This is a genomic window from Lentzea guizhouensis (genome assembly GCF_001701025.1).
GTDB lineage: Bacteria > Actinomycetota > Actinomycetes > Mycobacteriales > Pseudonocardiaceae > Lentzea > Lentzea guizhouensis.
The window spans coordinates 491,448-515,829 of the sequence record NZ_CP016793.1 but is presented as its reverse complement, the minus strand read 5'-3'; the positions used below and the strand labels follow the sequence as shown (position 1 = coordinate 515,829).

At 69.7% G+C, this 24,382-nt stretch carries 26 protein-coding genes and 2 pseudogenes; 14 read left to right on the top strand and 14 right to left on the bottom strand.

Going from position 1 to position 24,382, the window contains the following annotated elements:
* Window positions 1-351: 351 nt before the first annotated feature.
* Together BBK82_RS56155 and BBK82_RS02485 are read right to left on the bottom strand one after the other, a co-directional pair.
* Window positions 352-549 (bottom strand): annotated as a pseudogene (locus BBK82_RS56155) (hypothetical protein); the annotation flags it as partial.
* Window positions 546-737 (bottom strand): hypothetical protein, encoded by a 192-nt coding sequence (locus BBK82_RS02485; RefSeq protein WP_154697003.1) that lies wholly within the window; start codon window positions 735-737, stop codon window positions 546-548. The gene BBK82_RS02485 and the pseudogene BBK82_RS56155, both read right to left, overlap by 4 nt.
* Window positions 738-947: 210 nt before the next feature.
* Here BBK82_RS02485 and BBK82_RS02480 point away from each other — a divergent pair, with 210 nt between their 5' ends.
* The 8 genes from BBK82_RS02480 to BBK82_RS02445 all read left to right on the top strand — a co-directional run bounded on the left by BBK82_RS02480 (window position 948) and on the right by BBK82_RS02445 (window position 7,525).
* Window positions 948-1,757 (top strand): AfsR/SARP family transcriptional regulator, encoded by an 810-nt coding sequence (locus BBK82_RS02480; protein ID WP_065913520.1) that lies wholly within the window; start codon window positions 948-950, stop codon window positions 1,755-1,757.
* A gap of 158 nt (window positions 1,758-1,915) precedes the next feature.
* Window positions 1,916-2,167 carry an acyl carrier protein gene (locus BBK82_RS02475; protein WP_065913519.1) on the top strand — a complete coding sequence of 84 codons (252 nt, stop codon included), beginning with the start codon at window positions 1,916-1,918 and terminating at the stop codon, window positions 2,165-2,167.
* 28 nt (window positions 2,168-2,195) lie between these two features.
* A complete protein-coding gene (locus BBK82_RS02470; RefSeq protein ID WP_065913518.1) occupies window positions 2,196-3,131 on the top strand; it encodes an aromatase/cyclase in 936 nt (311 codons plus the stop codon).
* Between the two features lie 9 nt (window positions 3,132-3,140).
* Window positions 3,141-3,326, top strand: a complete 186-nt coding sequence (locus BBK82_RS02465) for a hypothetical protein (protein WP_065913517.1) — start codon at window positions 3,141-3,143, stop codon at window positions 3,324-3,326.
* 1 nt (window position 3,327) lies between these two features.
* A complete protein-coding gene (locus BBK82_RS02460) occupies window positions 3,328-4,053 on the top strand; it encodes a beta/alpha barrel domain-containing protein (RefSeq protein ID WP_065913516.1) in 726 nt (241 codons plus the stop codon).
* A complete protein-coding gene (locus BBK82_RS02455; protein WP_065913515.1) occupies window positions 4,050-5,318 on the top strand; it encodes a beta-ketoacyl-[acyl-carrier-protein] synthase family protein in 1,269 nt (422 codons plus the stop codon). The genes BBK82_RS02460 and BBK82_RS02455 overlap by 4 nt, the downstream gene beginning before the upstream one ends.
* Complete coding sequence (locus BBK82_RS02450) at window positions 5,315-6,529, top strand: ketosynthase chain-length factor (RefSeq protein ID WP_065913514.1); 1,215 nt, start codon at window positions 5,315-5,317, stop codon at window positions 6,527-6,529. Before BBK82_RS02455 ends, BBK82_RS02450 begins: the two co-directional genes overlap by 4 nt.
* A 78-nt stretch (window positions 6,530-6,607) precedes the next feature.
* Window positions 6,608-7,525, top strand: coding sequence for an acyltransferase domain-containing protein (locus BBK82_RS02445; RefSeq protein ID WP_065913513.1), 918 nt, complete (start codon window positions 6,608-6,610; stop codon window positions 7,523-7,525).
* A gap of 320 nt (window positions 7,526-7,845) precedes the next feature.
* Here BBK82_RS02445 and BBK82_RS02440 read toward each other — a convergent pair whose 3' ends face one another.
* Window positions 7,846-8,622, bottom strand: coding sequence for a cyclase family protein (locus tag BBK82_RS02440; protein ID WP_065913512.1), 777 nt, complete (start codon window positions 8,620-8,622; stop codon window positions 7,846-7,848).
* 91 nt (window positions 8,623-8,713) lie between these two features.
* Between BBK82_RS02440 and BBK82_RS02435 the strand changes: the two genes are divergently transcribed.
* The 3 genes from BBK82_RS02435 to BBK82_RS02425 are packed head-to-tail and all read left to right on the top strand — an operon-like array spanning window position 8,714 to window position 10,959.
* Window positions 8,714-9,022 (top strand): antibiotic biosynthesis monooxygenase family protein, encoded by a 309-nt coding sequence (locus BBK82_RS02435; RefSeq protein ID WP_065913511.1) that lies wholly within the window; start codon window positions 8,714-8,716, stop codon window positions 9,020-9,022.
* Window positions 9,019-10,017: a CaiB/BaiF CoA transferase family protein gene (locus tag BBK82_RS02430; protein WP_083268698.1), complete on the top strand. Its 999-nt coding sequence runs from the start codon at window positions 9,019-9,021 to the stop codon at window positions 10,015-10,017. The genes BBK82_RS02435 and BBK82_RS02430 overlap by 4 nt, the downstream gene beginning before the upstream one ends.
* Before the next feature lie 9 nt (window positions 10,018-10,026).
* A complete protein-coding gene (locus BBK82_RS02425; protein WP_065913509.1) occupies window positions 10,027-10,959 on the top strand; it encodes an LLM class F420-dependent oxidoreductase in 933 nt (310 codons plus the stop codon).
* 69 nt (window positions 10,960-11,028) lie between these two features.
* Here the strand turns inward: BBK82_RS02425 and BBK82_RS02420 are convergent, their stop codons facing one another.
* The 6 genes and pseudogenes from BBK82_RS02420 to lpdA all read right to left on the bottom strand — a co-directional run bounded on the left by BBK82_RS02420 (window position 11,029) and on the right by lpdA (window position 17,124).
* A complete protein-coding gene (locus BBK82_RS02420; RefSeq protein ID WP_154697002.1) occupies window positions 11,029-11,544 on the bottom strand; it encodes a hypothetical protein in 516 nt (171 codons plus the stop codon).
* A gap of 36 nt (window positions 11,545-11,580) precedes the next feature.
* Window positions 11,581-12,309: a lipoyl(octanoyl) transferase LipB gene (lipB, locus tag BBK82_RS02415; RefSeq protein WP_065913507.1), complete on the bottom strand. Its 729-nt coding sequence runs from the start codon at window positions 12,307-12,309 to the stop codon at window positions 11,581-11,583.
* On the bottom strand, window positions 12,266-12,844 hold the full coding sequence (locus BBK82_RS02410) for a phosphatase PAP2 family protein (protein WP_065913506.1): 579 nt from the start codon (window positions 12,842-12,844) through the stop codon (window positions 12,266-12,268). Before BBK82_RS02410 ends, lipB begins: the two co-directional genes overlap by 44 nt.
* Window positions 12,841-13,731, bottom strand: coding sequence for a TIGR01777 family oxidoreductase (locus BBK82_RS02405; protein ID WP_065913505.1), 891 nt, complete (start codon window positions 13,729-13,731; stop codon window positions 12,841-12,843). Before BBK82_RS02405 ends, BBK82_RS02410 begins: the two co-directional genes overlap by 4 nt.
* A gap of 175 nt (window positions 13,732-13,906) precedes the next feature.
* Window positions 13,907-15,684: pseudogene (gene sucB, locus BBK82_RS02400) on the bottom strand (2-oxoglutarate dehydrogenase, E2 component, dihydrolipoamide succinyltransferase).
* Between the two features lie 51 nt (window positions 15,685-15,735).
* Window positions 15,736-17,124, bottom strand: coding sequence for a dihydrolipoyl dehydrogenase (lpdA, locus tag BBK82_RS02395; RefSeq protein WP_237048010.1), 1,389 nt, complete (start codon window positions 17,122-17,124; stop codon window positions 15,736-15,738).
* A 179-nt stretch (window positions 17,125-17,303) separates the two neighbouring features.
* Between lpdA and BBK82_RS02390 the strand changes: the two genes are divergently transcribed.
* A complete protein-coding gene (locus BBK82_RS02390) occupies window positions 17,304-17,630 on the top strand; it encodes an oxidoreductase (RefSeq protein ID WP_065913504.1) in 327 nt (108 codons plus the stop codon).
* Here the strand turns inward: BBK82_RS02390 and BBK82_RS02385 are convergent.
* From BBK82_RS02385 to BBK82_RS02375, 3 genes are all read right to left on the bottom strand, one after another.
* Window positions 17,627-18,616, bottom strand: a complete 990-nt coding sequence (locus BBK82_RS02385) for a helix-turn-helix domain-containing protein (RefSeq protein ID WP_065920776.1) — start codon at window positions 18,614-18,616, stop codon at window positions 17,627-17,629. The genes BBK82_RS02390 and BBK82_RS02385 overlap by 4 nt on opposite strands.
* Before the next feature lie 46 nt (window positions 18,617-18,662).
* The gene (locus BBK82_RS02380) at window positions 18,663-19,124 is read right to left on the bottom strand and encodes an OsmC family protein (RefSeq protein WP_065913503.1); all 462 of its coding nucleotides are present in this window, start codon (window positions 19,122-19,124) and stop codon (window positions 18,663-18,665) included.
* Between the two features lie 83 nt (window positions 19,125-19,207).
* Window positions 19,208-20,680, bottom strand: coding sequence for a leucyl aminopeptidase (locus BBK82_RS02375; RefSeq protein WP_065920775.1), 1,473 nt, complete (start codon window positions 20,678-20,680; stop codon window positions 19,208-19,210).
* A 205-nt stretch (window positions 20,681-20,885) separates the two neighbouring features.
* On the opposite strand from BBK82_RS02375, the gene BBK82_RS02370 reads away from it, so the two are divergent.
* Window positions 20,886-22,136, top strand: coding sequence for an APC family permease (locus BBK82_RS02370; protein ID WP_083267744.1), 1,251 nt, complete (start codon window positions 20,886-20,888; stop codon window positions 22,134-22,136).
* Here the strand turns inward: BBK82_RS02370 and BBK82_RS49630 are convergent.
* Entirely contained in the window at window positions 22,060-22,329 is a 270-nt protein-coding gene (locus BBK82_RS49630; RefSeq protein WP_065913502.1) for a hypothetical protein, read from the bottom strand. The genes BBK82_RS02370 and BBK82_RS49630 overlap by 77 nt on opposite strands.
* Window positions 22,330-22,421: 92 nt before the next feature.
* Here BBK82_RS49630 and BBK82_RS02360 point away from each other — a divergent pair, with 92 nt between their 5' ends.
* Complete coding sequence (locus tag BBK82_RS02360; protein ID WP_065913501.1) at window positions 22,422-23,510, top strand: branched-chain amino acid aminotransferase; 1,089 nt, start codon at window positions 22,422-22,424, stop codon at window positions 23,508-23,510.
* A 26-nt stretch (window positions 23,511-23,536) separates the two neighbouring features.
* Here the strand turns inward: BBK82_RS02360 and cobS are convergent, their stop codons facing one another.
* Window positions 23,537-24,238, bottom strand: a complete 702-nt coding sequence (gene cobS / locus BBK82_RS02355; RefSeq protein ID WP_065913500.1) for an adenosylcobinamide-GDP ribazoletransferase — start codon at window positions 24,236-24,238, stop codon at window positions 23,537-23,539.
* Window positions 24,239-24,382 lie beyond the last annotated feature (144 nt).

Sequence of the window (24,382 nt, the reverse complement as noted above, 5' to 3'; positions counted from 1 at the left end):
ACCACGGGATGCCGGCCGCGCGTGTGCGGCGTCGATCTCACGGAGCTCGGGTGCCAGGTAGTCGGCACATGCCACGACCGTCAGGTCACCACTCCCCGAAGTGACCGTGAGCCCGTTGCGGTGCAGTGCCTGCACGAGCTCGTCGCGGTCGTTGTCGCCGACCACGACGACGGAGACGAGTGACGTCGACGTCGTCGCCACCGCGTCCGCCGCGTCGAGGCCCGCCGCGTCCCAGTACGCGAGCGAGGCCTCGGTGGTGGCCGAACCGCTCTCCGCTCCCCGCCTGCCGATCAGGCCGGCCGCGGCCAGCCGGGTGAGCATGCGGGCCACCCTGTCCTCGGTCAGGTCCGCGGGCAGGTCGCGCAGCAGACCCGCCAGATCGCGGGTGCCGTCGAGCAGCGGGGCGAGCGCTTCGACGTGGGTTCCCTGAATGGCGGTGACGCCGGATTCACCGATGAGGTACACGGCTTCGCCTTCGACGATCTGCGGCTGCAGGTGTCGTTTGAAGCCGATTCTCCGCTCGTCGGGTTCGGCCAGTTCGGGTCTCATGCCGCGAGGACTTCGTCGTGGGCCGTGTAGCTGCTGCCGATGACGCTGCCGCTGCCGCTGCACCACCAGGTGGCGAAGATGACGTCCATCGACGCCTCACGGTCGAACTGGTAGATCTTCATGTCGTCGGAGTCGTCAATGGCGGTGGTGACGGAAGCCAGGTGCTCCACGGTGACGGTGGCGGACATCTGCATCTCCGATGTTTGCGGTTCAAGTGATGTGGGTAATCATGCGGACCTGCGCTAATGGGTCGGTAGTTACCGGCTAATGCGCAGCGGTATGAAGTTTTCATACCCGTCACGGGTCGAACTCATCTGAGATCGAGGACCTCCGCACTAACGCCTCCGCGTTGGGCCGAGCAGACTAACGGTGTGCTTGGAACCGAAGGAGGGGTCGCGATGCAGATCAAGGTCCTGGGGCCCGTCGAGGCCAAGGTGAACGGTCGCTCGGTGACGCCCACCGCCGCCAAGCCGCGGCAGATCCTCGCCCTGCTCGCGCTGCACGCCGGGCAGGTCGTCTCCGTCCCCACGCTGATCGAGGAGCTGTGGGGCGACCGCCCGCCGCGCAGCGCCCGCACCACCCTGCAGACCTACATCCTGCAGCTGCGCAGGCTCATCGGCGACGCGCTGTCGGCGTCGGACGCGAGCGAGGCGAAGGAGGTGCTGGTCACCCGCTACGGCGGCTACCTGCTCGACGTGCCCGCCGAGGCCGTCGACGTGCACGAGTTCGAACGCCTGGCCCGCGCCGGCCAGCAGGCCTGCGACGTCGAGGACTTCGCCTCCGCGTCGAGGCTGCTGCGCCAGGCGCTGGAGATGTGGCGCGGCCCCGCGGTCGTCGACGTGCGTCCCGGGATGCCGCTGAGCATCGAGGTCGTGCGCCTGGAGGAGGCCCGCCTGGGCGTGCTCGAGGCCCGCATCGACGCGGAGCTGCGGATGGGCAGGCACAAGGCGTTGCTCAGCGAGCTCTCGGTGCTGACCGTGCAGAACCCGATGAACGAGAACCTGTGCGCGCAGTACATGATCTCGCTCTTCCGCGCGGGCAGGCAGTGGCAGGCGCTGGACGCGTTCAAGGCGTTGCGCAACACGTTGATCGAGGAGCTCGGCGTCGAGCCCTCGTCGCGGCTGCAGGGCCTGCAGCACGCGATCCTCACGTCCGACCCGCGGCTCGACAGCGCGGAAACCCGTCAGCTGCAACGACTGCTGGCCTGAAGCCCGGCTCCAGCGGCCCCCGTCACTCTGTGACGGGGGCCGTTCTCGTTGTGCGGCAACAGTTTCTTCGAGGACATCTCCAGTGGATTACAGGCGTGCGCTGGCAACCTCACTTGTGGGCGCGCGGAAACCGCCCGCTGGAGGAAAGGAAGCTAGCCGTGAGCGCACTGACCATCGAGGGCCTCAAGGAGATCCTCAACGAGGCCGCGGGCGACGACGACTCGTTCAAGCCGGGCCAGGACATTCTCGACATCCCGTTCCTCGAGCTGGGCTTCGACTCGCTCGCCCTGCTGGAGACGGTCGCGCTGATCAAGCGCAAGCACGGTGTCGCCATCGCCGACGACGAGATGGCGTACCTGGAGACGCCCCGTCAGCTGCTGGACAAGGTCAACGGACAGATCGCGGCCTGACGCCGGCGACTCGGATACGGAGACGGACATGACGCACACCACCACGCACACGGTCATGATCGGGGCTCCCGCCAAGGTGGTGTACGACCTGGTCGCGGACGTGACGACCTGGCCGTACATCTTCGGACCCACGGTGCAGGCCGAGGTGTTCGAACGGGACGGCTCGACCGAGCGCTTGCGGTTGCACGCGTTCGCCAACGGTGACGTGCGCACGTGGACGTCCCGGCGAGTGCTCGACCCCGCCAACCTGCACATCTCCTTCGAGCAGGAGCGTTCGGCGGCCCCGGTGAAGACGATGGGTGGGGAGTGGCGGATCGTCCCGATCGCCGACTCGGCGACCCGGGTCGATCTGCTCCACCACTTCACCGCGGCGCAGCCGGAGGCGGTCGACGTCATCCTGAACGCCGTCAACAACAACAGCGACGCCGAGCTGGCCGCTCTGAAGCGGGCGGCGGAGTACGGCGACGACTACGACAAGCTGGTGCTGTCGTTCTCGGACAGCATCACGATCCACGCGAGCCGCAAGGACGTCTACGAGTTCCTGTACCGGTCGGACCTGTGGCCGCAGCGCCTGCCGCACGTGGCCCGGCTGGACCTGACCGAGGCCGTCACCGGGGTGCAGTCCATGGAGATGGACACGCGCAGCCCGGACGGGTCGATCCACACCACCCACTCGGTGCGGGTCTGCACCCCGTACGACGGCATCGTCTACAAGCAGACGCACACACCGCCGATCATGGCGGCGCACGTCGGCCGGTGGACGTTCAGGGACATCGGCGACGGCGTCGAGGCCGGCATCGAGGCGACCTCGCACCACACGGTCGTCATCCGGCCGGAGGTCGTGCCCGAGGTGCTGGGGGCGGACGGGACGATCGAGCGCGCTCGTGAGCTCATCCGCCACGCGCTGGGCACCAACAGCCTCACGACGCTCCGGCACGCGAAGGAATTCGCCGAGAACGGGTGAGGTGGCGCGATGGGGTTGCGTGGCGCGGACCTGCTCACCGCCGCAGCGCGGGCGGCAAGCCGCAACGGGCTCTACGTGGTCTCCATGTACCTGGAGAAGGCCGCGGTCGAGCACCAGCGCAAGGGGTGCCCTTCGGAAGTGGGGCACTGCGCGTACGAGATCGAGGCTTCCCGCGTGTTGCTTTCGGGGTTCTGAGATGGATCTCTACGACATCTCGCTGCGCCGCACCGGACTGTCCACCTCGGACAGTCTGGTCGCGGCGCGGCGCCTCGACGCGCTCGGCGTCACGTTCGTCGACGGCGGCCGGCCCGGCCGGTCGTCCTACCCCAGAAGGTTCTATGCCAGAGCTGCTGTCGAGCTCCGGTTGCGGGTCGCCACCCTCATCGCGTCCGGAGGTCCCGAGGACCTCGTGGCGTTGATGGCCGCGGAAACCCCCGCGGTGGCAGTAGTCGTGCAAGGGCACGGTTTCTCGGTGCTCCGAGAGGCCGTGCGTCAACTCGTGCGCGCCGAACGGCGAGTGATCGTCGAGGCGCGCGACTTCTTCGACGGCTGGCTGATCGACCCCGACGACGCGTTGGAGGTCGTGCTGACAGCCGCCGAGGCTGGGGCGGAGACCGTGATCCTGCACGACACCGCGGGTGCGCTGTGGCCCGACCAGGTGGGCGAGATCCTCGCCGTGGTCGCGGAAACAGGTGTGCCCCTGGGATTTGGCGGCGGCGGCGGTGACTCGGTGGCGAAGCAGCTGTTCGCGGCCGATGCGGGAGCCGGACTCGTACAGGGGTCCTACGCCGTCGTTCGAGGTGGCCTCGATCGGGCCGTTTCACCATCGGTTCATCCGGCAGAAACAGGTGTCGCTCCCGTGCCCTGTCCGAGATTGGAGCAGACCGTGTCCGCACAGAAGGCGATTGGAGGTGTCCGATGAGTCGTCGCGCCGTCATCACCGGGGTGGGCGTGGTCGCACCTGGTGGCATCGGAACGAAGGCGTATTGGAAACTGCTGTCCGAAGGGCGTACGGCGACTCGCAACATCACGCACTTCGACGCGTCTCCGTACCGCTCCCGCATGGCGGGGGAAGCAGATTTCGACCCAGTGCGCGAAGGCCTGACACCGCAGGAGATCCGCCGGCTCGACCGAGCCGCGCAGTTCGCCGTGGTCGCGGGTCGTGAGGCGATGTCGGACTCCGGCATCGAGTTCGACCAGCTCGACCCCGGCCGCATCGGTGTCTCGCTCGGCACCGCGGTCGGCTGCACGACCTCGCTGGAGCGCGAGTTCATCGTCGGCTCCGACCGGGGCAAGTACTGGGAGGTCGACCAGTCCTACGCCGTACCGCACCTCTACGACTACTTCACGCCGTCCTCGATGGCGACGGAGCTGGCGTGGACGGTCGGCGCGGAAGGCCCGGTCTCCGTGGTCTCCACCGGCTGCACCTCCGGTCTCGACTCGGTCGGCTACGCGGCCGAGCTGATCATGGAGGGCTCCGCGGACGTCGTCGTCACCGGCGGCACCGAGGCCCCGCTCTCCCCGATCACCGTGGTGTGCTTCGACGTGATCCGCGCGTCGAGCACCCGCAACGACGACCCGGCCACCGCCTGCCGCCCGTTCGACAAGACGCGCGACGGACTGGTGCTCGGCGAGGGCTGCGCGATCATCGTGCTCGAGGAGCTGGAGCACGCACGGGCGCGCGGCGCGCACATCTACGGTGAGGTCGCCGGCTTCGCCTCGCGGTGCAACGCCTACCACATGACGGGCCTGCACCCCGAGGGCATCGAGATGTCCGACGCCATCAACATCGCGCTGAAGCAGGCGCGGGCGGACGCCACGGACGTCGGCTACATCAACGCGCACGGCTCGGGCACCAAGCAGAACGACCTGCACGAGACGGCGGCGTTCAAGCGTTCGCTGGGTGCGCACGCCTACAAGACCCCGGTCTCCGGCTTCAAGTCGATGATCGGGCACTCGCTGGGCGCGATCGGGTCGCTGGAGATCGTCGGCTCGCTGCTGGCGTTCGAACAGGACCTCATCCCGCCGACGGCGAACCTCCACGAGCCGGACCCCGAGTGCGACCTCGACTACACGCCGCTGGTCGCGCGCGAGAAGAAGGTCGACACGGTGCTGACCGTGGGCAGTGGTTTCGGTGGTTTCCAGAGCGCCATGGTGCTCAAGAAGGTGGAAGGGGCAGGCCGGTGACTCGGGCGGTGGTGACGGGAATCGGCATCGCGTCGCCGAACGGTTTGGGGCCGACCGCGTACTGGCGGGCGACCCTGCACGGGGAGGCGGCGATCAAGCCGATCACCCGGTTCGACAGCGCGAACTACTGGGCGAAGATCGCCGGCGAGGTGCCCGGTTTCGAGGCAGGGCGGCACCTGCAGGGTCGCCTGCTGCCGCAGACGGACCACATGACGCGGCTGACGCTGGTCGGCACGGACTGGGCGTTGCGTGGTGCGGGTGTGCAGCCGAACGACATCCCCGACACCGACATCGCGGTGATCACCGCGGCGACGGCGGGCGGGTACGAGTTCGGTCAGCGCGAGCTGCAGAAGCTGTGGCACCAGGGTCCGGAGTACGTCTCGGCGTACCAGTCGTTCGCCTGGTTCTACGCGGTGAACACGGGCCAGATCTCCATCCGGCACGGCACGCGCGGTCCCGGCGCGGTGGTGGTGTCCGAGCAGGCCGGTGGCATCGACTCCATCGGGCACGCCCGGCGCCAGCTGCGCAAGGGTGTCCAGCTGGCACTGACGGGCGGCATGGACTCGTCGCTGTGCCCGTGGGCGTGGGTGGCCCACCAGGCGTCGGGTTGCCTGTCGCGCAACAACAACCCGAAGCGCGCCTACCTGCCGTTCGACCGCGACGCCTCCGGGTACGTCGCCGGTGAGGGCGGCGCGATCATGGTGGTCGAGACGCCGGAGTCGGCGGCCGGTCGTCCCGGCACGCGGATCTACGGCGAGATCGTCGGGTACGCCTCGACGTTCGACTCGCGGATGCCCTCGCGGGAGCCGGGGCTGAAGCGGGCGGCGGAGCTCGCGTTGCGCGACGCCGGCATGGACGCCTCGGAGATCGACGTGGTGTTCGCCGACGCGGCGGGCATCCCGGAGCTCGACAAGGCCGAGGCCGAGGCGATCAAGGGCATCTTCGGGCCGTACGGGGTTCCCGTGACGGCGCCGAAGACCATGACCGGGCGGCTGTTCGCCGGTGGTGGGTCCCTGGACGTGGCGTCGGCGATCCTCTCGATCTACTGGTCGGCCATCCCGCCGACCGTCAACGTCGAGAACGTCGTGCCGGAGTACGAGCTCGACCTCGTGCTAAACGAGGCGCGGCACGGCAAGATCAAGGCCGCTCTGGTGCTCGGCCGCGGCAAGGGCGGGTTCAACTCCGCCATGGTGGTTCGCGAGTACAGGTGATGTCACCCGCACAGGGGTCGTGAGGTCTTCCTCGCGGCCCCTGTCGCTTTTTGGAGGCTTCTCGTGGATGTTGCCCAGATGGACGTAGCCCTGATGTTTCCCGGGCAGGGGTCGCAGTACCCGCGGATGGCGGCATCGCTGTACGGCACGGACTCCGTGTTCACCTCGGTGATCGACGAGGTGTTCGAGCTGTTCGGCGAGGTCGGGTCCGTTGCCTGTGAGGATTGGTTAGCAGGTAACGACATCGACCACGTGTCGCGCGCGCAGCCGTTGCTGTTCGCGGTCGACTACGCGTTGGGGCGCACGGTGTTGTCGTGGGGTGTCCAGCCGGTCGCGTTGATCGGGCACTCCGCGGGTGAGGTCGTGGCCGCGACCTTGGCCGGTGTGTTCACCGTGGACGAAGCCGTGTCGTTGGTGCGGGACCGGGTGGTGTCGGCGGTGTCGATCCCGTCCGGCGGGATGCTGGCCGTCGCCGCGTCCGAGGCGGACCTGGTGCCGTACCTGGAAGGCGACGTGGCGATCGCGGCGGTGAACTCGGCGCGGCAGACCATGCTGGCGGGGTCGGACGAGCCGTTGGCACGGGTGCGGGCACGTCTGGAGGCCGACGAGTACATCGTGGTGACGGTGCCGGCTTCCACGCCGTTCCACAGCCCGGCGATGCAGCCCGCGGTGGATGAAGCGCTGGCGGCGTGGAACGTGTCGCCCCGCGTCCCGCAGATGCCGGTGTACTCGGGGTACACCGGTCAGCTGATGACCGCGGCGGACGCGTTGTCGGCGCGGTTCTGGACGCGGCAGCTGACCGACGCCGTGTACTTCGGGCCCGCGTTGAACGAGCTGGTGGCGATGTACGACGTGCTGCTGGTGGAGGCGGGTCCCGGGCAGACGCTGACGTCGTTCGCGCGGCGCACGAAGGCGGTGCGGTCGGGTGCTTCCGCGGTGCTGCCGTTGCTGGACGCGGCGGACTCGGTCGAGGCCGCTCGCGCGCGGTTGGTGTGAGCGCACTATAAAAGGGCCGCCCTCTCCAGGAGTCTTCCTGGGGAAGGGCGGCCCTTTAGGTGTGTTCGTCAGTCGATTCCGCGGATGATGTGGTCTTCGTTCTCGTAGTTGTCCATGTTTTCAAGGTAAGTACGGTGATTCAGCTCTCACTTGAGAGCTAGTGGCGCGACTCAGAACCTTGGCGAGGTGATCCACGCTCAGCAGGGCACCTCGCGGCGTCGCCCCCACGCCCCCATACATCCAGTATGAAGACGTGGGGGCGACACCACGATGCACCCGTCTGACCGCGAATTCCCCCGGCAACGTTCCGAGCCACACCACTAGTCGTCGAGGAGGGCCACGGCCCTGGTCCAGCCCGCGCCGGCGCCCTTGATCTTCACCGGGAACGCGACGACGGTGAAACCGAAGTCCGGCAACGCTTCCAGGTTCGCGAGCCGTTCGATCTGGCAGTACTCGCGGTCACGGCCGGCGAAGTGCGCGGGCCACAGCACGCTCTCGTCCTTCGTCTGCAGGTAGCGCTTGACGATGTCCGGGAACGGCGCGTCGAGGCTGAACGCGTCGGTGGCGATCACCTTGACCCCCAGGTCCAGCAACAGGTTCGTGGCGGGGCCGTCGAGTCCGGTGTAGTCGGTGAAGTAGGTCTGGGTGCCCGCGTGCTCGGCGGCGCCGGTGTCGAGGATGACGATGTCCATCGGCTTGGGCGTGTACCCGATGCGGGCGAACTCCTTCTCCAGCACCTCCGGCCCGATGGCGCCGGTGCCGTGGCCGCGCACGTCGAGCTTCACGCCGGGGTTGTGGAACCACTCCAACGGCATCTCGTCGATGTGGCGCGGGATCCCGTTGCCGTAGGTGGTCTTCGAGCCGTAGTGGCTCGGCGCGTCGACGTGCGTGCCGGTGTGGGAGGTGAGGCTGATCCGGTCCAGGGTCAGGAACTCCGAGTCCCGCAGCACCGAGACGTCGAACTCGACGCCCAGCCTGGCCTTGAGCTGCTCGGCCATGTGTTCGGCACCCTGGGCGGCCGTGAGCACCTCGTGCGTCACCGGGTCCGCTTCGTACGCGGATGCGTCAATGTGGGAAGACAGATCGATGATGCGCATGGTCGTAGCGTGGCGGGCGTTCCTTGAGCACGTCTCAAGACGCGGTGTGCATGGTTTTCCCAGCTGACACCGTTCCGGGACAGGGAGAGTCATGATCACCTTCGTCAACCGCTTCAAGCTGACCGGTGAGCCCGAGGAGTTCGAGAAGGCCTTCGATGAGACGGCGGAGTTCCTGCGCGCACAGCCCGGGCTGATCAAGTACACGCTGTCGCGCCAGCTCGACGAGCCCACCTCGTACATCAACATCGCCCTGTGGGAGAGCGCGGACGCCCTGCGCGCCGCCCTGTCGCACCCGGACTTCGGCAACCACGCCAAGGCGATGCGCGGCCTGGCCGAGTCGCAGGGCGCGATCTTCGGCCCGCGCCTGTCGTTCGACGCGCCCGTCGCCGAAGCTGCCTGATGGGCCCTCTGGAGGGGCTGAAGGTCGTCGAGTTCGGCGGCATCGGCCCCGGTCCGCACGGTGCGATGCTGCTCGCGGACCTCGGCGCGGAGGTCGTGCGCGTCGAGCGTCCGTCCGGCGGGCTGTCCGTGGTGCCGGACGCCTCGCGCGACTTCCTGTTGCGCGGCAGGCGTTCGGTGTCCGCGGACCTCAAGTCGGCCTCCGGGCGTGCGGCGGTGCTGTCGTTGGTCGCCGCGGCCGACGTGGTGGTCGAGGGCTTTCGGCCCGGCGTGCTGGAACGGCTGGGGCTCGGGCCGTCGGACTGCCTGGCGGTCAACCCCGGGCTGGTCTACGCGCGGATGACCGGGTGGGGGCAGGACGGCCCGCTCGCTCAGCGCGCCGGGCACGACATCAACTACCTGGCGGTGACCGGGGTGCTGCACGCGATCGGCAAGCCGCCGCTGAACCTGGTCGGCGACTTCGGTGGTGGGTCGCTGTACCTGGTGCTGGGTGTGCTGGCCGCGTTGTGGGAGCGGCAGCGCACCGGCCGCGGTCAGGTCGTGGACGCGGCGATCGTCGACGGGGTGGCGTCGCTGGCGCAGATGATCTGGTCGATGAAGGCGCAGTCGGTGTGGACTGACGCTCCGGACGCGAACTTGCTGGACGGCGGGTGCCCGTTCTACTCGATCTACGAGTGCGCGGACGGCCGATCGGTCGCGGTGGGGTCGCTGGAGCCGCAGTTCTACGCGTTGTTGTTGTCCGGTCTGGGGTTGGCGGGGGAGGACCTGCCCGCTCAGCTCGACCGCGACGGCTGGCCGGTGCTGCGCAAGACGTTCGCGGAGGTGTTCCTGACCCGCACCCGCGACGAGTGGTCGGAGGTGTTCGCTGCTTCGGACGCCTGCGTGACGCCGGTGCTGACGCTGGAAGAGGCGGCGTCGCACCCGCACCTGGTAGCGCGCGGGGTGTTCACCTCGGACGGTGCGGCCGTTCCTGCGCCGCGCTTTTCCGCCGACTAGATTCGGTTCGTGGAACTTCGCATCTTCACCGAGCCCCAGCAGGGGGCGAGCTACGACGACCTGCTCCGGGTGGCGCGGACCGCGGAGGACGCCGGCTACGGCGCCTTCTTCCGCTCCGACCACTACCTGAAGATGGGCTCGGTCGACGGTCTGCCCGGCCCCACCGACCCGTGGATCACCTTCGCCGGCCTGGCACGCGACACGTCGACGATCCGCCTGGGCACGCTGATGACCGCCGCGACGTTCCGCTACCCCGGCCCGCTCGCCATCAGCGTCGCCCAGGTCGACCAGATGTCCGGCGGCCGCGTCGAGTTCGGCATCGGCGCCGGCTGGTACGAGGCCGAGCACACCGCCTACGGCATCCCGTTCCCGGCACTGGGTGAGCGCTTCGAACGCTACGAGGAGCAGCTCGCCATCATCACCGGCCTGTGGGAGACGCCGCTCGGCGGCACCTTCTCCTTCGAGGGCAGGCACTACTCGCTGACCGACTCCCCGGCCCTGCCCAAGCCGGCCCAGGAGCAGATCCCGGTGCTGATCGGCGGCAAGGGCGCCCGCCGCACCCCGGCGCTGGCCGCTTCGTACGCCACCGAGTTCAACCTGCCGTTCGTCGGCATCTCCGAGGCCGTCGAGCAGTTCGCCCGCGTCGACGCCGCGTGCGCCGAGATGGACCGCGACCCTCGCGAGATCACCCGTTCCGTCGCACTCGTCGCCTGCGTCGGCCGCACCGACGCCGACGTCACCCGCCGCGCCGCCGCGATCGGCCGCGAGGTCGACGAGCTCAAGGCCAACGGCCTGGCCGGCACCCCGGCCGAGGTCGTCGACCGCATCGGCAGCTGGGTGGAGCAGACCGGTGTCCAGCGGGTCTACCTGCAGGTGCTGGACCTGGCCGACCTCGACCACATCACCGAGGTCGCCGCGGACGTAGCGCCGCAGCTCGGCTGATGTCCCATATGTCGCGAGCCCATATCCGATATCCCATATATGGGTTCGCGATATATCGCGTATTGGATATCAGGCCAGAGCTGCACGCACTGCTGCCGGCATCGGCAGCACGTGCTTCGCGAACCTCCACCGATATCCGATATATCGCAGCTGCAGGCTCAGGTCGTCGAGGTAGCGGTGCTCCAGCCCGCCCTGGCCGAGCACGAGCTTGAGCCCGCGCCCGAGCATCGAGGGCGAGTCGAGCTCGAACCGGTCGCGCAACACATCGGCGGCCGCGTGGTCACCGAGCTCCAGCGCAGCTCGCCGCACGGCTTCGACCGGCACCATCAGGTTCTGCTCGTCAGCTCGGACACCGTCGCGATATGCGATGTCCAATGAATCAAGCGCTTTCTGGTGAGCTCCGCCGTCGAGCCCGAGGTAGTACCGCTCCCAGTCGCCGACCCGGATCTCGCCGCTCCAGACGCGTACCGGCGTGCCCACCGCCGCCGCACCGGTCGCGCAAGCCGGCGACGTCCCTGCTGACGTTGCCGAAGCCAGAGCCGTGATGCCGGCAGCCGTGAACAACTGGCGTCGGGAAAGCTTCACGACGCACCCTCCTCCGAGATCCCGCGGCCCGCGGGGCTACGGAATGCTAGCGAAGGTGATACCGGGCGCGACGGGGCCAGAGCGGGCCAAAGTCCGGTCCGTCAGGGGGAGCGTTCCGTCAAGGGCGGCCAACACAGCGTCACGGGCCAGCGGCAGGACCTCGGCGACGGTGACGTCGCGGCCGAGCTCGTAGGAGAGCGACGCGACGCCCGCGTCCGCGATGCCGCACGGGATGATCTCGCCGAACGCCTCGAGGCTCGCGTTGCAGTTGATCTCGAAGCCGTGCATGGTCACGCCGCGCTGCACGCGGATGCCGATCGCCGCGACCTTGCGCTCCGGGCCGCGGTCGTCGGCCGGCAGCCACACGCCGCTGCGGCCCTCGACCCGGCCGGTGTGCACGCCGAGCCGGTCGCACACCTCGATCAGGCCCTGCTCGACGCGGCGGACGTAGTCGACGACGTCCAGCGGCTCGGTCAGCCGCACGATCGGGTAGCCGACGAGCTGGCCGGGGCCGTGCCAGGTGATCTTGCCGCCGCGGTCGACGTCGATGACCGGGGTGGAGCTGCCGCGCGGGCGTTCCTCGTCGAGCGTGCGGCGGCCGCAGGTGTAGACCGGCGGGTGTTCGAGCAGCAGGAGCGTGTCCGGCCCGGTGCCGTCGGCGCGCGCTTCCGCGATCTCCTTCTGCAGGTCCCACGCCGCCATGTAGTCGATGAGGCCCAGCTCACGGACGACGACGGGGTCTGGCGAGGTGCGGCACGAGTTCACGTACCGACGTTACCAACCCCAGCGCGAGCCCAGCCAGAAGACCGGCACCCGTCACACCCAGCACCGCGCCGACGACGTCGCCGACCCAGTGCATCTCCAGCACGACCCGCGCGAACCCGGCGACCAGCACCGCGAGCACCGCCCACAGCACACCTCGCCGGAACAGCACGACCATCGTGAACGCCACCGACGCCACCGCCACCGTGTGCCCGCTCGGGTAGCTCGGCAGGTGGTACTCGATCGGCCGGACCCGGTCGAACAGCCACCGCGTCAGCAAGGTAGCGCAACAGATCGCGTGCAGCGCGAGAGCTTTCCAGAGCCGGACGTCGCGCCGCCGCCACGCGAGCACGGCCAGCACCGCCGCGAACGTCCACCCGATCGTCGGCCCGAGGACCAGGCTCACCACGAACGCGACGGTCCGCAGCCACTCGGGACGCGGCAGGTTCTCGTGCACCCACACGTCGAGGGGGGTGACCTCCGGCAGACCGACCAGCACCCAGGAGATCACCAGCACCGCACCGAGCGCGCGGGTCATGCCACCGCCGTGGTCAACGCGGCCGGCAGCGCGGGGTGCAGGAAGTGGAACCCGCGGCTCTCCAGCACCTTCGGCGTCAGCCCCGGCCCGCTGAGCAGCAGCTCCTCCGCCATCTCACCGCCGAGCAACGCCTTCAGCGCGAACGCCGGCACCGACCACGGCGTCGGCCGCCCCAGCGCGGCACCCACGGCCTTGGTGAACTCGGCGTTCGTCACCGGCGTCGGCCCGGCCACGTTCACCGGCCCGCTGATGTCCTCGTGCTCCACCACGAACCGGTATGCCGCGACGACGTCGTCGAGCGACACCCACGGGAAGTACTGCTCACCCGTCCCGAGCTTGCCGCCCAGGAAGAACTGGAACACCGGCTTCAACCGCCCCAGCACACCACCGGTGGGGGAGATGACGACAGCCGTGCGCATCAGCACGACCCGGACGCCACCCTCCTGCGCCACCGACGTCGCCGCCTCCCACTCCTGGGTCAGCCGCGACATGAACGTGTGCCCGCCCGGCGCGTCCTCGTCCGCGAGCCGCGAACCGGTGTCGCCGTAGAAGTGCGCACCCGACGAGCTCACCAGCACCGGCACGCCGTGCTCGACCACCGCCGCCGACAACACCTCGGCCGGCACGACCCGGCTGTCGCGCAGCACCTGCTTGCGCGCGTCGTCCCACCGCTTGTCACCGATGCCGGCGCCGCACAGGTTGATGACGGCGTCGACCCCGTCGAACGTGCCCGCGTCGATGCGAGCGGCGTAGGGGTCCCAGCCGCGCTCGTCGGGCGCGGCCGCCTTGCGGCGCACCAGCCGCAGCACCTCGTGACCGGCGGCGCGCATCGACGCCACCAAGCTCGTCCCGATCAGGCCCGACGATCCCGCGATGACAACTCGCATGCCTAGATCGTTCCCCACACGAGCATCTCGTGCACAGCGGCAAAAACGGACATCTCCGCAGATGTGTCGAGGGCCACCCCGGCGAACAGGATGGCCCTCGACTTTCTACAACCTCCATTGCCCGACGGAACCGATATATTGGATATCAGCTACCGCGGGGCCCCCTCGGGGGCGGTCAGAGACCCAGGTCGGCCTCGAAAGCGCCCTCTTCCAGGCGGTTCTTCACGGTCGTGAGGAACCGGCCCGCGTCCGCACCGTCGACCAGGCGGTGGTCGTAGGTGAGGGCGAGGTACATCATCGAGCGGATCGCGATGGTGTCGTTGCCGTCCTCGTCGGTCATGACGACCGGGCGCTTCTTCACGACGCCGACGCCCAGGATGCCGACCTGCGGCTGCTGGATGATCGGGGTGTCGAAGAGGGCGCCGTTGCTGCCCAGGTTGGTCAGCGAGAACGTGCCACCGGTGAGCTCGTCCGGGGTGAGCTTGTTCGACCGCGCCCGCGCGGCCAGGTCGCTGATCTTGTGGGCGATGCCCGACAGGTTCAGGTCACCGGCGTTGTGGATCACGGCGTTGAGCAGGCCGCGCTCCGTGTCGATCGCCAGACCGAGGTGCTCGGCACCGTGGTAGGTGACCTCCTTGCGCTCCTCGTCGATCGACGCGTTGAGCACCGGGTGGGCCTTGAGCGCCTCGATGGCGGCCTTGGCGAAGAACGGCAGGAACGTGAGCTTCGCGCCCTCCCGCGCCTCGAACGCCTTCTTCGCCTGGTTGCGCAGGCGGGCGATCTTGGTGACGTCGACCTCGAACACCTGGGTGAGCTGGGCCGACATCTGCAGCGACTCACGCGTGCGCTGCGCGACGATCTGACGCAGGCGCGGGAGCTTCTGCACGGTGCCGCGCTTGCCCGAGTTGTCGACCGTGGCCGGGGCGGCGGTGCGAGCGGCGGGGCGGCCGGAGCAGCGGCGGGCGCGGGAGCCGGGGCCTTCTTGGCCTCGACCGCGGCCAGCACGTCCTGCTTGCGGATGCGGCCACCGACGCCGGTGCCCTTCAGCGAGCCCAGGTCGATGCCGTTCTCCGACGCGAGCTTGCGCACCAGCGGCGTGACGTACGGCGTGCCGTTCGCGTCGTCACCCGAGGAAGCCGGAGCCGACTGCTGCTGGGCCGACTGCTGCTGGGCCGGAGCCTGCTGAGCCGGAGCCTGCTGGGCGGGAGCCGGGGCAGCCTGCTGCTTCGGGGCCTCCTCCTGCTTCGGCGCCGCAGCCGGGGCTTCCTGCTTCGGCTCGGACTTGGTCTCCTGCGCGGGAGCGGGCTGCGACGAGGCCTGGGCCGGGCTGCCGGAACCGACGACGGCGAGCTTGCCGCCGACCTCGACGGTCTCGTCCTCACCCGCGACGATCTCGAGCAGCGTGCCCGCGACCGGCGACGGGATCTCGGTGTCGACCTTGTCGGTCGAGACCTCGAGCAGCGGCTCGTCGACCTCGACGCTGTCACCGACCTGCTTCAGCCAGCGGGTGACGGTGCCCTCGGTCACGGACTCGCCGAGCGCGGGCATCGTGACGTCGGTGCCCTGCGCGGAACCACCCGACTGGGCGGGCGCCGCGGGAGCCTCCTGGGTTTCCTCGGCCGGCTGCGCGGCGGGCTGCGTCTGCTGCGGCTCCTCCTGCTGCTGCGGCGCGGACTCCTCGGCCGGAGCGGGCGCCGAGTCGGCGGAACCGCCGTCACCGTCGCCGATGACCGCGAGCTCGCCGCCTACCTCGACGGTGTCGTCCTCCTGAGCGACGATCTTCTGCAGGACGCCGGCCGCCGGGGACGGGATCTCGGTGTCGACCTTGTCGGTGGACACCTCGAGCAACGGCTCGTCCACCTCCACCCGGTCGCCTTCCTGCTTCAACCACCGGGTGACCGTGCCCTCGGTGACACTCTCACCGAGTGCGGGCATCTGGACGGAGAAGGCCATTGTTCGCTGACTCCTCGTGCTCTCGTGTGGCTGACTTGTATGGGGAAACGGTCAGCCGTGCACGTGCAGCGGCTTGCCGGCCAGGGCGAGGAACGCCTCGCCGAGGGCTTCAGTCTGGGTCGGGTGGGCGTGGATCAGCGGAGCCACGTCGTCGGGGTAAGCCTCCCAGCTGTAGATCAGCTGCGCCTCACCGATCAGCTCACCGACGCGCTCACCGACCATGGTGACACCGACGACGGGGCCGTCGGGCGCCTTCACGAGCTTCACGCCACCCGCGGTCTTGAGGATCTGGCTCTTGCCGTTGCCCGCGAGGTCGTAGACGAAGACCTCGGCCGAGCCGTACTTCTCCTTGGCCGCGGCCTCGGTGAGACCGACGGAGGCGACCTCGGGCTTGCAGTAGGTCACCCGCGGGATGCCGGCCTCGTCGATCACCTTCGGGTTCTGGCCCGCGATCTCCTCGGCCACGAAGATGCCCTGCTGGAACCCGCGGTGCGCGAGCTGCAGACCGGGGACGATGTCGCCGACGGCGTAGACGTTCGGCAGGCTCGTGCGCAGCCGCTCGTCGGTGACGACGAACCCGCGGTCGATCTTGATCCCGGCTTCCTCGTAGCCGTGACCCGCGCTGTTCGGGCCGCGGCCGACCGCGACGAGCAGCAGGTCGGCGTCGAGGACGTCGCCGTTCTCCAGCGTGACGGACACACCGGAGTCGGTCTGGGTGGCGCCGGTGAACTTCACGCCGGTCTTGAACTTGATGCCGCGCTTGCGGAACGCGCGCTCCAGCTGCTTGGACGCGTACTCGTCCTCGGCCGGGACCAGGCGGGGCAGGGCCTCGACGATGGTCACCTCGGCGCCGAACGAACGCCACACGCTCGCGAACTCCACGCCGATGACGCCGCCGCCCAGGACGACGACCTTCTCCGGGATGAAGTCCAGGGTGAGCGCCTGGTCGCTGGTGATCACCCGGCCGCCGATCTCCAGACCGGGCAGGCTGCGCGCGTACGAACCGGTCGCGAGCACCACGTTCTTGCCGGTGTAGCGCCGGCCGTCGACCTCGACGGTGTTCGGGCCGACGAACGTGCCGGCTCCCTCGACCAGGGTGACCTTGTTCGCCTTCGCGAGACCCTGCAGGCCCTTGTAGAGCCGCGAGACCACGCCGTCCTTGTACGAGTTCACACCGGCGATGTCGATGCCCTCGAGCGAGCTCTTCACGCCGAACTGGTCGCCCTCGCGGGCGTTGTCCGCCACCTCGGCCGCGTGCAGCAGCGCCTTGGTCGGGATGCAGCCGCGGTGCAGGCAGGTGCCGCCCAGCTTGTCCTTCTCGACCAGGACGACGGACAGGCCGAGCTCAGCCGCGCGGAACGCGCAGGCGTAGCCACCCGAACCACCGCCGAGGATGACGAGATCGGCGTTGGTGGCCGACTCCAGTTCCGGCGAAGTCACTTCGGATCTCCTCGGGATTACTTACTACGCGCGGGTGCGCGCGAGGTACGCGGCCATCTTGTCACTAGTTCCCGGAGCATGGTGATCCGGCATGGGAGACCACGTCCTGTTCTGATCATTCACCTACTCATAACACCCCTACCTGGCACCATGGTGGAGGGAGTCGCAGGAGGTGCCCGATGGGGCTGTTCGATCGTTTCCGCAGGAAGCCGCGTCCCGGTGTGCTGCGCACGGCGTCCAACCAGGACACGAGCCACCTCGAGGAGTGGACGAAGACCCGCCAGGGCGTCGAGGCCTACGTCGAGCCGAAGACCACGGTGACCGAAACCACTGTGGTCCTGGTCGCGCACGACGGCGAGTGGACCCGCCGCCGCGTCGCGAGCACCGACGCCGCGCGCTCGTTCGCCCGCAAGCACGGCATGCCGATCTACGACGCCGGCATCGTCGGCTACCCCAAGCGCATGCGCGACTACACGGCGCGGCAGAAGAAGCTCGGCAACGGCTAGAGCGCGGCCACCGCGGCGGCGATCCACCGCTCGCTCGCACCGGTGCCGGCCGTGTCCGGCGTTGGCCTGCCGCTGATCGTCTCCACCAGGGCGACGTACCGGTCCAGCACCTCGCCGAACCGCGCGACGGCCGCCCGCGCGGCCTCGTCCACGACCGGGTCGGGGTCGCTCATCGACAGCTTCAGCTCGGCCAGGTCCGGCTGCTGTCCGGTCACCTCCGCGGTGAACTCGGCGAGTGACGCGAGCAGCCGGCCGGCGATCTCGTTCGCCCGCGGCGAGTCCGGTGCCACCCCGGACCGCTCCGCCTCGCACGCCTCGACCTCGACCAGCCGGTGTGCCTCGACGAGCGCCATCACCTCCGGCGACGTCACGGTGACCGCCTTCGGCGAGGAGAAGCTGCCGTGCAGGAACTCGCGGACCTCGGCGCGGAAGCCCGCGTCCCGCACGAGGTCGGCGAGCTCGATCCACGCCTGCAGCTGCTCGGTGCCCGGCTCCTCCGGCAGCTCGGGCCGCAGCCGGTGCAGGTGCTCGACGAACGACGGGTGCACGGTGAGCCCGTCGGTGACCTCGCCCCAGAACTCGTCGAGCAGCCGTTCCCGGTCCTCATCGGACATCGACACGAGCTCGTGCATCAACGCCACCTTCCGCGCGTTGCTGCCCTGCGCGACGATCGTCCGCAGCACGGCCCGGCGCGCCTTGAGGTGCCGCAGCTGCCGTTCGACGATGCCGAGGTGCGTGGTGGCGAGGTCGTGCAACGAGGTCTCGTCGGCCAGCAGCCTGCGCACGTCCTGCAGGCTCGCACCGAGGTCGCGCAGCGTCCGCACGAGCTCCAGCCGGGCGACGGCCTCGACGTCGTAGAGCCGGTAGCCGCCGTCGGTGTGGCTGGTGGGCGGGACGACACCCGCGTCGGCGTAGAACCTGATGGCGCTCACACTCAGGCCGGTGCGGCGCGCGACGTCCCCGATGGGGTAGAGCTGTTCGGTCATGCCGACCACCCTGCGGTCTGGAGCAGGTTGAGACTCAAGTCCCTTTTCACACCACCGTCGGCTCGTGCCGGACGGGGAAGTTCACGCTCGCCGCGATGAAGCACAGCGAGTGCGCCCGCTCGTGCAGCGCCTGCGCGGTCACCCGCGTCTCCGGGTCGGCGACGCTCACCACCGGGTTCAGCACGACCTCGGTGAACCGGCCGGACCCGTCCGGGTGCTCGGCCATCGTGCCGGTCGCGGCGTCGCGGTAGCCGGTGACCACCACGCCGTTGACCGACGCGAGGTGCAGGTACCACAGCATGTGGCACTGCGACAGCGACGCGACGAGCAGCTCCTCCGGGTTGTACCGCGAGGAGTCACCGCGGAAGGCCGGGTCCGACGACCCGAGGATCGTCTCCTTGCCCGCCGCCCGCACCTCGTGCGCCCGCTCGTACGACTGGTACCCGGCGGTCCCGCCGCCGGTGTTGCCCGTCCAGACGACCTCGACCTCGTACTGATGCGTCCCCATGTGGAAATACTCCTCCCATCGGGGCCGCGTTTCCACGGCCGTTCCCGCGACCGTCCATCGTGGACGGTCGCGGGACCGGGAGGTCAGCCGTTGGCCGCGATGTCCGCGAGCACCGCCGCGATGGTCCGCACCGGGACGCCGGTGCCGCCCTTGGTGGTGTAGCCGTACGCGCCACCGGTGTGGAACGCCGGACCGGCGATGTCGATGTGCGCCCACTGCACGCCCTCGGCGACGAACTCGCGCAGGAACAGGCCCGCGGCGAGCATGCCGCCCCAGCGGTGGCCGGTGACGTTCGCGAGGTCGGCCAGGCGCGAGTCGAGGTCCGCGCGCAGCTCCTCCGGCAACGGCATGGCCCACGTCGACTCGCCGACGGCGGTGCCGATCCGCGCGACGCGGTCGCGGAACTCGTCCGAGCCCATGACGCCCGAGGTGCGCTTGCCCAGCGCCACGACCTGCGCGCCGGTCAGCGTCGCGGTCTCGATCAGGTAGTCGGGGTCGTCCTCGCACGCGCGCACGATCGCGTCGGACAGGATCAGCCGGCCCTCGGCGTCGGTGTTGAGCACCTCGACGGTCTTGCCGCCGTACATGGTCAGCACGTCGCCGGGGCGGTAGGCGTCACCGGACGGCATGTTCTCCGCCATCGGGATCGACGCGATGATCTCCAGCGGGTACTTCAGCTTCGCGGCGAGCACCATCGTGGCGACGATCGCGGCGGCACCGGCCATGTCCGAGGTCATCTCGTCCATGCCCGCGGCCGGCTTGATCGAGATGCCGCCGGTGTCGAACGTGATGCCCTTGCCGACGAGCGCGACCTTCTTCGTGGCCTTGGTGCCCTTGTAGGAGATGCGCACCAGGCGCGGCTGGCGCGACGAGCCGCCGCCGACGCCGAGGATGCCGCCGAAGCCCTGCTTCTTGAGCGCCTTCTCGTCGAGGACCTCGACGTCGAGGCCGGCGGCGGTGGCGAGCTTCTCGGCGCGCGCGGCGAACGAGGCGGGGTAGAGGTCGTTGGGCGGCGTGTTCACGAAGTCGCGCGCGATGGCGACCGACTCGGCGATCGCGACGGCGGCCTTCAGTGCGGCCTTGTTCTCCTTGGAACCGGCGGCCTGCAGGTCGACCTTCGCGACCGCGGCCTCGCCCTTCTCGGACTTGTACTCGGTGAACGAGTAGCCACCGAGCAGCGTGCCCTCCGCGGCGGCGGCGACGTGCAGCGCGCCGAGGGTGTTCACGGCGCGCTTCTTGCCGGCCAGCGAGCGGGCGGCGACACCGGACGCGCGGCGCACCTGCTCCTCGCCCGCGGCCTTGCCCAGGCCGACGGCCAGGACGAGCGGGGCGGCGATCTTGCCGAACGTCGGCACCTTGACGAGCTCGTCGGCCTTGCCCGTCGCGCGCAGGGTGCCGAGCACCTCCAGCAGCGCGCCGTCGAACGCGGCGTCGACCGCTTCGGCACCGGGCGCGAGCTCCAGACCGTCCGCACCCTGCAGGGTGCCCACGACGACTGCGTCCGCGGCGGTGGTGCTCAGGTCACCTTCGGTGAGGGCCAGCTTCGGGGCTGTCACGTGCTGCTCCATGGGGTTGTGCGTGGTGAGTGCGCTCGGAATCGTGACCTATGCTAAAGGTCGGAGTGTCCCACCAATGCCGAGCCCCGCCCCGGTCGGCCGCGATCCGTGACGTTGACAGTTGCGCACAGTCGCGGTTCGCCCGTTTCACTCATCAACCGACCGGGTGGTTACGGCCGGATGCCGCATCTGCGAGTGTGTACCGGTGACCCACACGCCTCGCGAGATCGCCGGCACGATCGCGCTCGGCCTGCCCGCGGTGCTCGGTGCGGGGATCTTCGCCGGATTCGCCCCCGCCGCAGGTCTTGCGGGCTGGTGGCTGCTCCCGGCGCTGGCCATCGCCGCGCTCGCCGCGTTGTGCTCGGCCTTCTCGACCGCTGACCAGTCGCGCGCCTACCCCGACATCGGCGGCGGTTACGGATACGTGCGCGCGCAGCTCGGTGTGTGGCCCGCACGGATGACAGCGAGCGCGCACCTGCTCGGCCGGTGCGCGATGGCGGCGGCGGTGGCGTGGATGTTCGGCGCGTACGTGGTGCCGGACCAGCCGCTGGCCGGTGCGCTGGTGCTGCTGGTGGGCACGACGCTGCTGGGCGCGGTGGGGTTCCGCTGGAGCACCGGCGTCAGCGCGGCGGTCTCGGTGGTCGTCCTCGGCGTGCTGGCGCTCGTGGTCGCGTCGAGCTTCTCGATCGCGCCGGTGCCGTCGGCGGGGGAGGCGGGCACCGTCAACGAGCTCGTCGGCGCGGCCGCGCTGATGTTCATGGCGTTCGCCGGCTTCGAGCGCATCACGGCTCCGCACCGCGGTGAGCGGCCGCACTCGCCGGGCGTGCTGAAGTTCGCGATCCCGGTCCTGGTCGGACTGACGTTCGCGGTCCACCTGGCCGTGGGCGCCGGTGTCCTGCGTCAGCTCGGGAGCGCGCGCCTCGCCCTGTCGCCCGCGCCGCTGCGGGATGCGCTCGTTGCAGCAGATGCGTCGGCGTTGGTGCCGCTGGTGCAGATCGCCGCCGCGGTGGCCGGTGTGGCCGCGCTGCACTTCGTGCTCGCGTCCGCGCACCGCACGCTGACCGGACTCGTCGAGGACGGCGACCTGCCGAGCCGCCTCAAGCCCGCTGTGCTGTCACTCGTGCTGCTGGCCGCGTGCGCGCTCGCGGTGGTCCTCATGCCGTTGGCGACGGCGCTGGGCGTGGCGGCGTGCGCGACGCTCTTCTACTACGCGTTCACGAACGCCTCGGCTCGAGTGTTGCTGCAGAACGACCGCACGTGGCCCATGCGCACCGCTTGTCTCGGACTCGGGCTCTCGGTGCTGCTCGCCATGAGCACGCCGGTGCCCGCGCTGCTCATCTCGCTCGCGGGCCTGGGCGTCGGCACTGGTCTGATCGGCGCTACAGCGTCACTGAGAGGAAGACGAGCAGCGTCACGCCGACGCAGGCAGCCAGCCCGTACACCCGGCCGTTCGTAGACGGCTTCTCCTTGCTGATGCCGTAGTACCCGGCCAGGAAGAAGACGGCGAGGAACACCGCGCCGACGACCCCGCCGATCCCACCGATCACGTATCCGTCCAGCAGGGTCATGCCGGTCCCCAGCACGAGCAGTGCGGCCTGTAACACGGTGCGGACGTCCGCAGCCTTGGAAGATCGTTCCTGCTCGCTCATGGACGGGGACTCTAACCGGTGTGAGTTAGTAGGACGTCCGAGTTTTGGGAAGACGATTTTCCGTATCCCGACCTGCGTATTACCGTGCTCACATGACGAGCGCGTTGCCTTTCACCCGGACCTCCCACCCGCAGCCGGCGACCCCGGAGCGCGTAGCGGAGGTACTTGCCAAGCCGGGCTTCGGGCAGCACTTCACCGACCACATGGTGACGATCCGCTGGAACCGCGAGCAGGGCTGGCACGACGCAGAGGTCGGCCCGTACTCCACCCTCGCACTGGACCCCGCGGCAATGGTGCTGCACTACGGCCAGGCGATCTTCGAAGGGCTCAAGGCCTACCGGCAGCCCGACGGTTCGATCGCGTCCTTCCGCCCTGAGGCGAACGCCGAGCGCTTCCGCGCGTCGGCCCGCCGCATGGCCATGCCCGAACTTCCCGACGAGCTGTTCCTGGAGTCGGTGCGGCAGCTCCTCGCCGTCGACGACCGCTGGGTGCCCTCCGCACAGGAGGAGTCGCTCTACCTGCGGCCCTTCATGATCTCGACGGAGAAGGGACTCGGCGTGCGACCCTCGTCCGAGTACCTCTACGTGCTGATCGCCTCCCCCGCCGGCTCCTACTTCGCGAGCGGCGTCCGCCCGGTGAGCGTGTGGCTCTCGACCGAGTACGTCCGCGCGGCCCCCGGTGGCACCGGCGCGGCCAAGTTCGCCGGCAACTACGCCGCGTCCCTGGTGGCGCAGGCGCAGGCCGCGGAGAAGGGCTGCGACCAGGTCGTCTGGCTCGACGCGGTGGAACGCCGCTGGGTCGAGGAGATGGGCGGCATGAACCTGTTCTTCGTCTTCGGCGACAAGGTCGTCACCCCGGAGCTCACCGGCACGCTGCTGCCCGGCATCACCCGCAGCTCGCTGCTGCGGCTCGCGTCCGACCTCGGCCTGACCGTCGAGGAACGCCGCATCTCGACCGACGAGTGGGAGAAGGCGAACGCCTCCGGTGAGCTCACCGAGGTCTTCGCGTGTGGCACGGCCGCGGTCATCACGCCGGTCGGCCACGTCAAGCACGCCGGCGGTGAGTTCTCCATCGGCGACGGCGGCACCGGCTCGGTGACGATGAAGCTGCGCGAGCGCCTGACCGGCCTGCAGCACGGCCACGTCGCCGACACCCACGGCTGGATGACCGTCCTCGGCTAGGTCCCGCTTCTGGTCAGGTCTCCTTACTAGGAGACGACCAGCACGACGAGCAGCGAGAGTTCGGCGGCAGCTCCGAGCACATCACCGGTGATGCCGCCGAACCTCTTCGTCGTGTGCTTCACGAGCAACCACACGAGCAGACCCGCGACGACGACGGCGACGACAGCTCGCCACCCGAGCGGAACCGCGGCGACGGCGAGCACCACCCACGTGCCGACGACGACGCCGACGTGCTGCGTGCCCGCGACCAGCGCACCCAGACCCTCCGGCCGCGCCGCGGGCACACCGCGCAAGCAGCAGATCCCGAACGCCGCCCTGCTCACCGCGAACGCCAGCAGCACCGTGCCCCAGTGGGCGTGGGGGAGCGCCGCGGCTTGAGCTCCGAGCACGACGATCAGCGTGACGACGCCGAACGGCCCGGCGCCGCCGTCCTTCATCACCCGCAGAGCTCGCTCCGGCGGCCCGTAGCAACCGAGCCCGTCGGCGACGTCGGCGAGCCCGTCGAGGTGCATGCCCCGCGTCGCCAGAGCTACGACGCCGACGACCAGGAACCCGGCCACCAACGCCGATATATCGGATATCGCGAGCAGCTGCAGCACACCGACCGCGAACGCGCCGAGCAGCACGCCCACGACCGGCGCCCAGCTGATGGCCCGCCGAGCAGCTGTGCCGTCGACGTCGTCGACGCGGACCGGCAGGACCGTCAGCCAGGAGAGGGCGAGCTTCACGCAGTCGGTTCTTCGCGGCTCGGTGCCGAGCTGCCCTGTTCTGAGCTGCCCTGTTCTGAGCTGCCCTGTTCTGAGCTGCCCTGTTCTGGGCTGCCCTGTTCTGGGCTGCTCGGTGCCGTGCTGCTCGATTCTGGGCTGCTCGGC

Coding starts and splice junctions, on each gene's coding strand:
- BBK82_RS02485 (WP_154697003.1), bottom strand. CDS start 737: ATGTCCGCCACCGTCACCGTGGAGCACCTGGCTTCCGTCACCACCGCC.
- BBK82_RS02480 (WP_065913520.1), top strand. CDS start 948: ATGCAGATCAAGGTCCTGGGGCCCGTCGAGGCCAAGGTGAACGGTCGC.
- BBK82_RS02470 (WP_065913518.1), top strand. CDS start 2,196: ATGACGCACACCACCACGCACACGGTCATGATCGGGGCTCCCGCCAAG.
- BBK82_RS02465 (WP_065913517.1), top strand. CDS start 3,141: ATGGGGTTGCGTGGCGCGGACCTGCTCACCGCCGCAGCGCGGGCGGCA.
- BBK82_RS02460 (WP_065913516.1), top strand. CDS start 3,328: ATGGATCTCTACGACATCTCGCTGCGCCGCACCGGACTGTCCACCTCG.
- BBK82_RS02455 (WP_065913515.1), top strand. CDS start 4,050: ATGAGTCGTCGCGCCGTCATCACCGGGGTGGGCGTGGTCGCACCTGGT.
- BBK82_RS02445 (WP_065913513.1), top strand. CDS start 6,608: ATGGACGTAGCCCTGATGTTTCCCGGGCAGGGGTCGCAGTACCCGCGG.
- BBK82_RS02440 (WP_065913512.1), bottom strand. CDS start 8,622: ATGCGCATCATCGATCTGTCTTCCCACATTGACGCATCCGCGTACGAA.
- BBK82_RS02435 (WP_065913511.1), top strand. CDS start 8,714: ATGATCACCTTCGTCAACCGCTTCAAGCTGACCGGTGAGCCCGAGGAG.
- BBK82_RS02410 (WP_065913506.1), bottom strand. CDS start 12,844: ATGACCCGCGCGCTCGGTGCGGTGCTGGTGATCTCCTGGGTGCTGGTC.
- BBK82_RS02405 (WP_065913505.1), bottom strand. CDS start 13,731: ATGCGAGTTGTCATCGCGGGATCGTCGGGCCTGATCGGGACGAGCTTG.
- BBK82_RS02390 (WP_065913504.1), top strand. CDS start 17,304: ATGGGGCTGTTCGATCGTTTCCGCAGGAAGCCGCGTCCCGGTGTGCTG.
- BBK82_RS02385 (WP_065920776.1), bottom strand. CDS start 18,616: ATGACCGAACAGCTCTACCCCATCGGGGACGTCGCGCGCCGCACCGGC.
- BBK82_RS02380 (WP_065913503.1), bottom strand. CDS start 19,124: ATGGGGACGCATCAGTACGAGGTCGAGGTCGTCTGGACGGGCAACACC.
- BBK82_RS49630 (WP_065913502.1), bottom strand. CDS start 22,329: ATGAGCGAGCAGGAACGATCTTCCAAGGCTGCGGACGTCCGCACCGTG.
- BBK82_RS02360 (WP_065913501.1), top strand. CDS start 22,422: ATGACGAGCGCGTTGCCTTTCACCCGGACCTCCCACCCGCAGCCGGCG.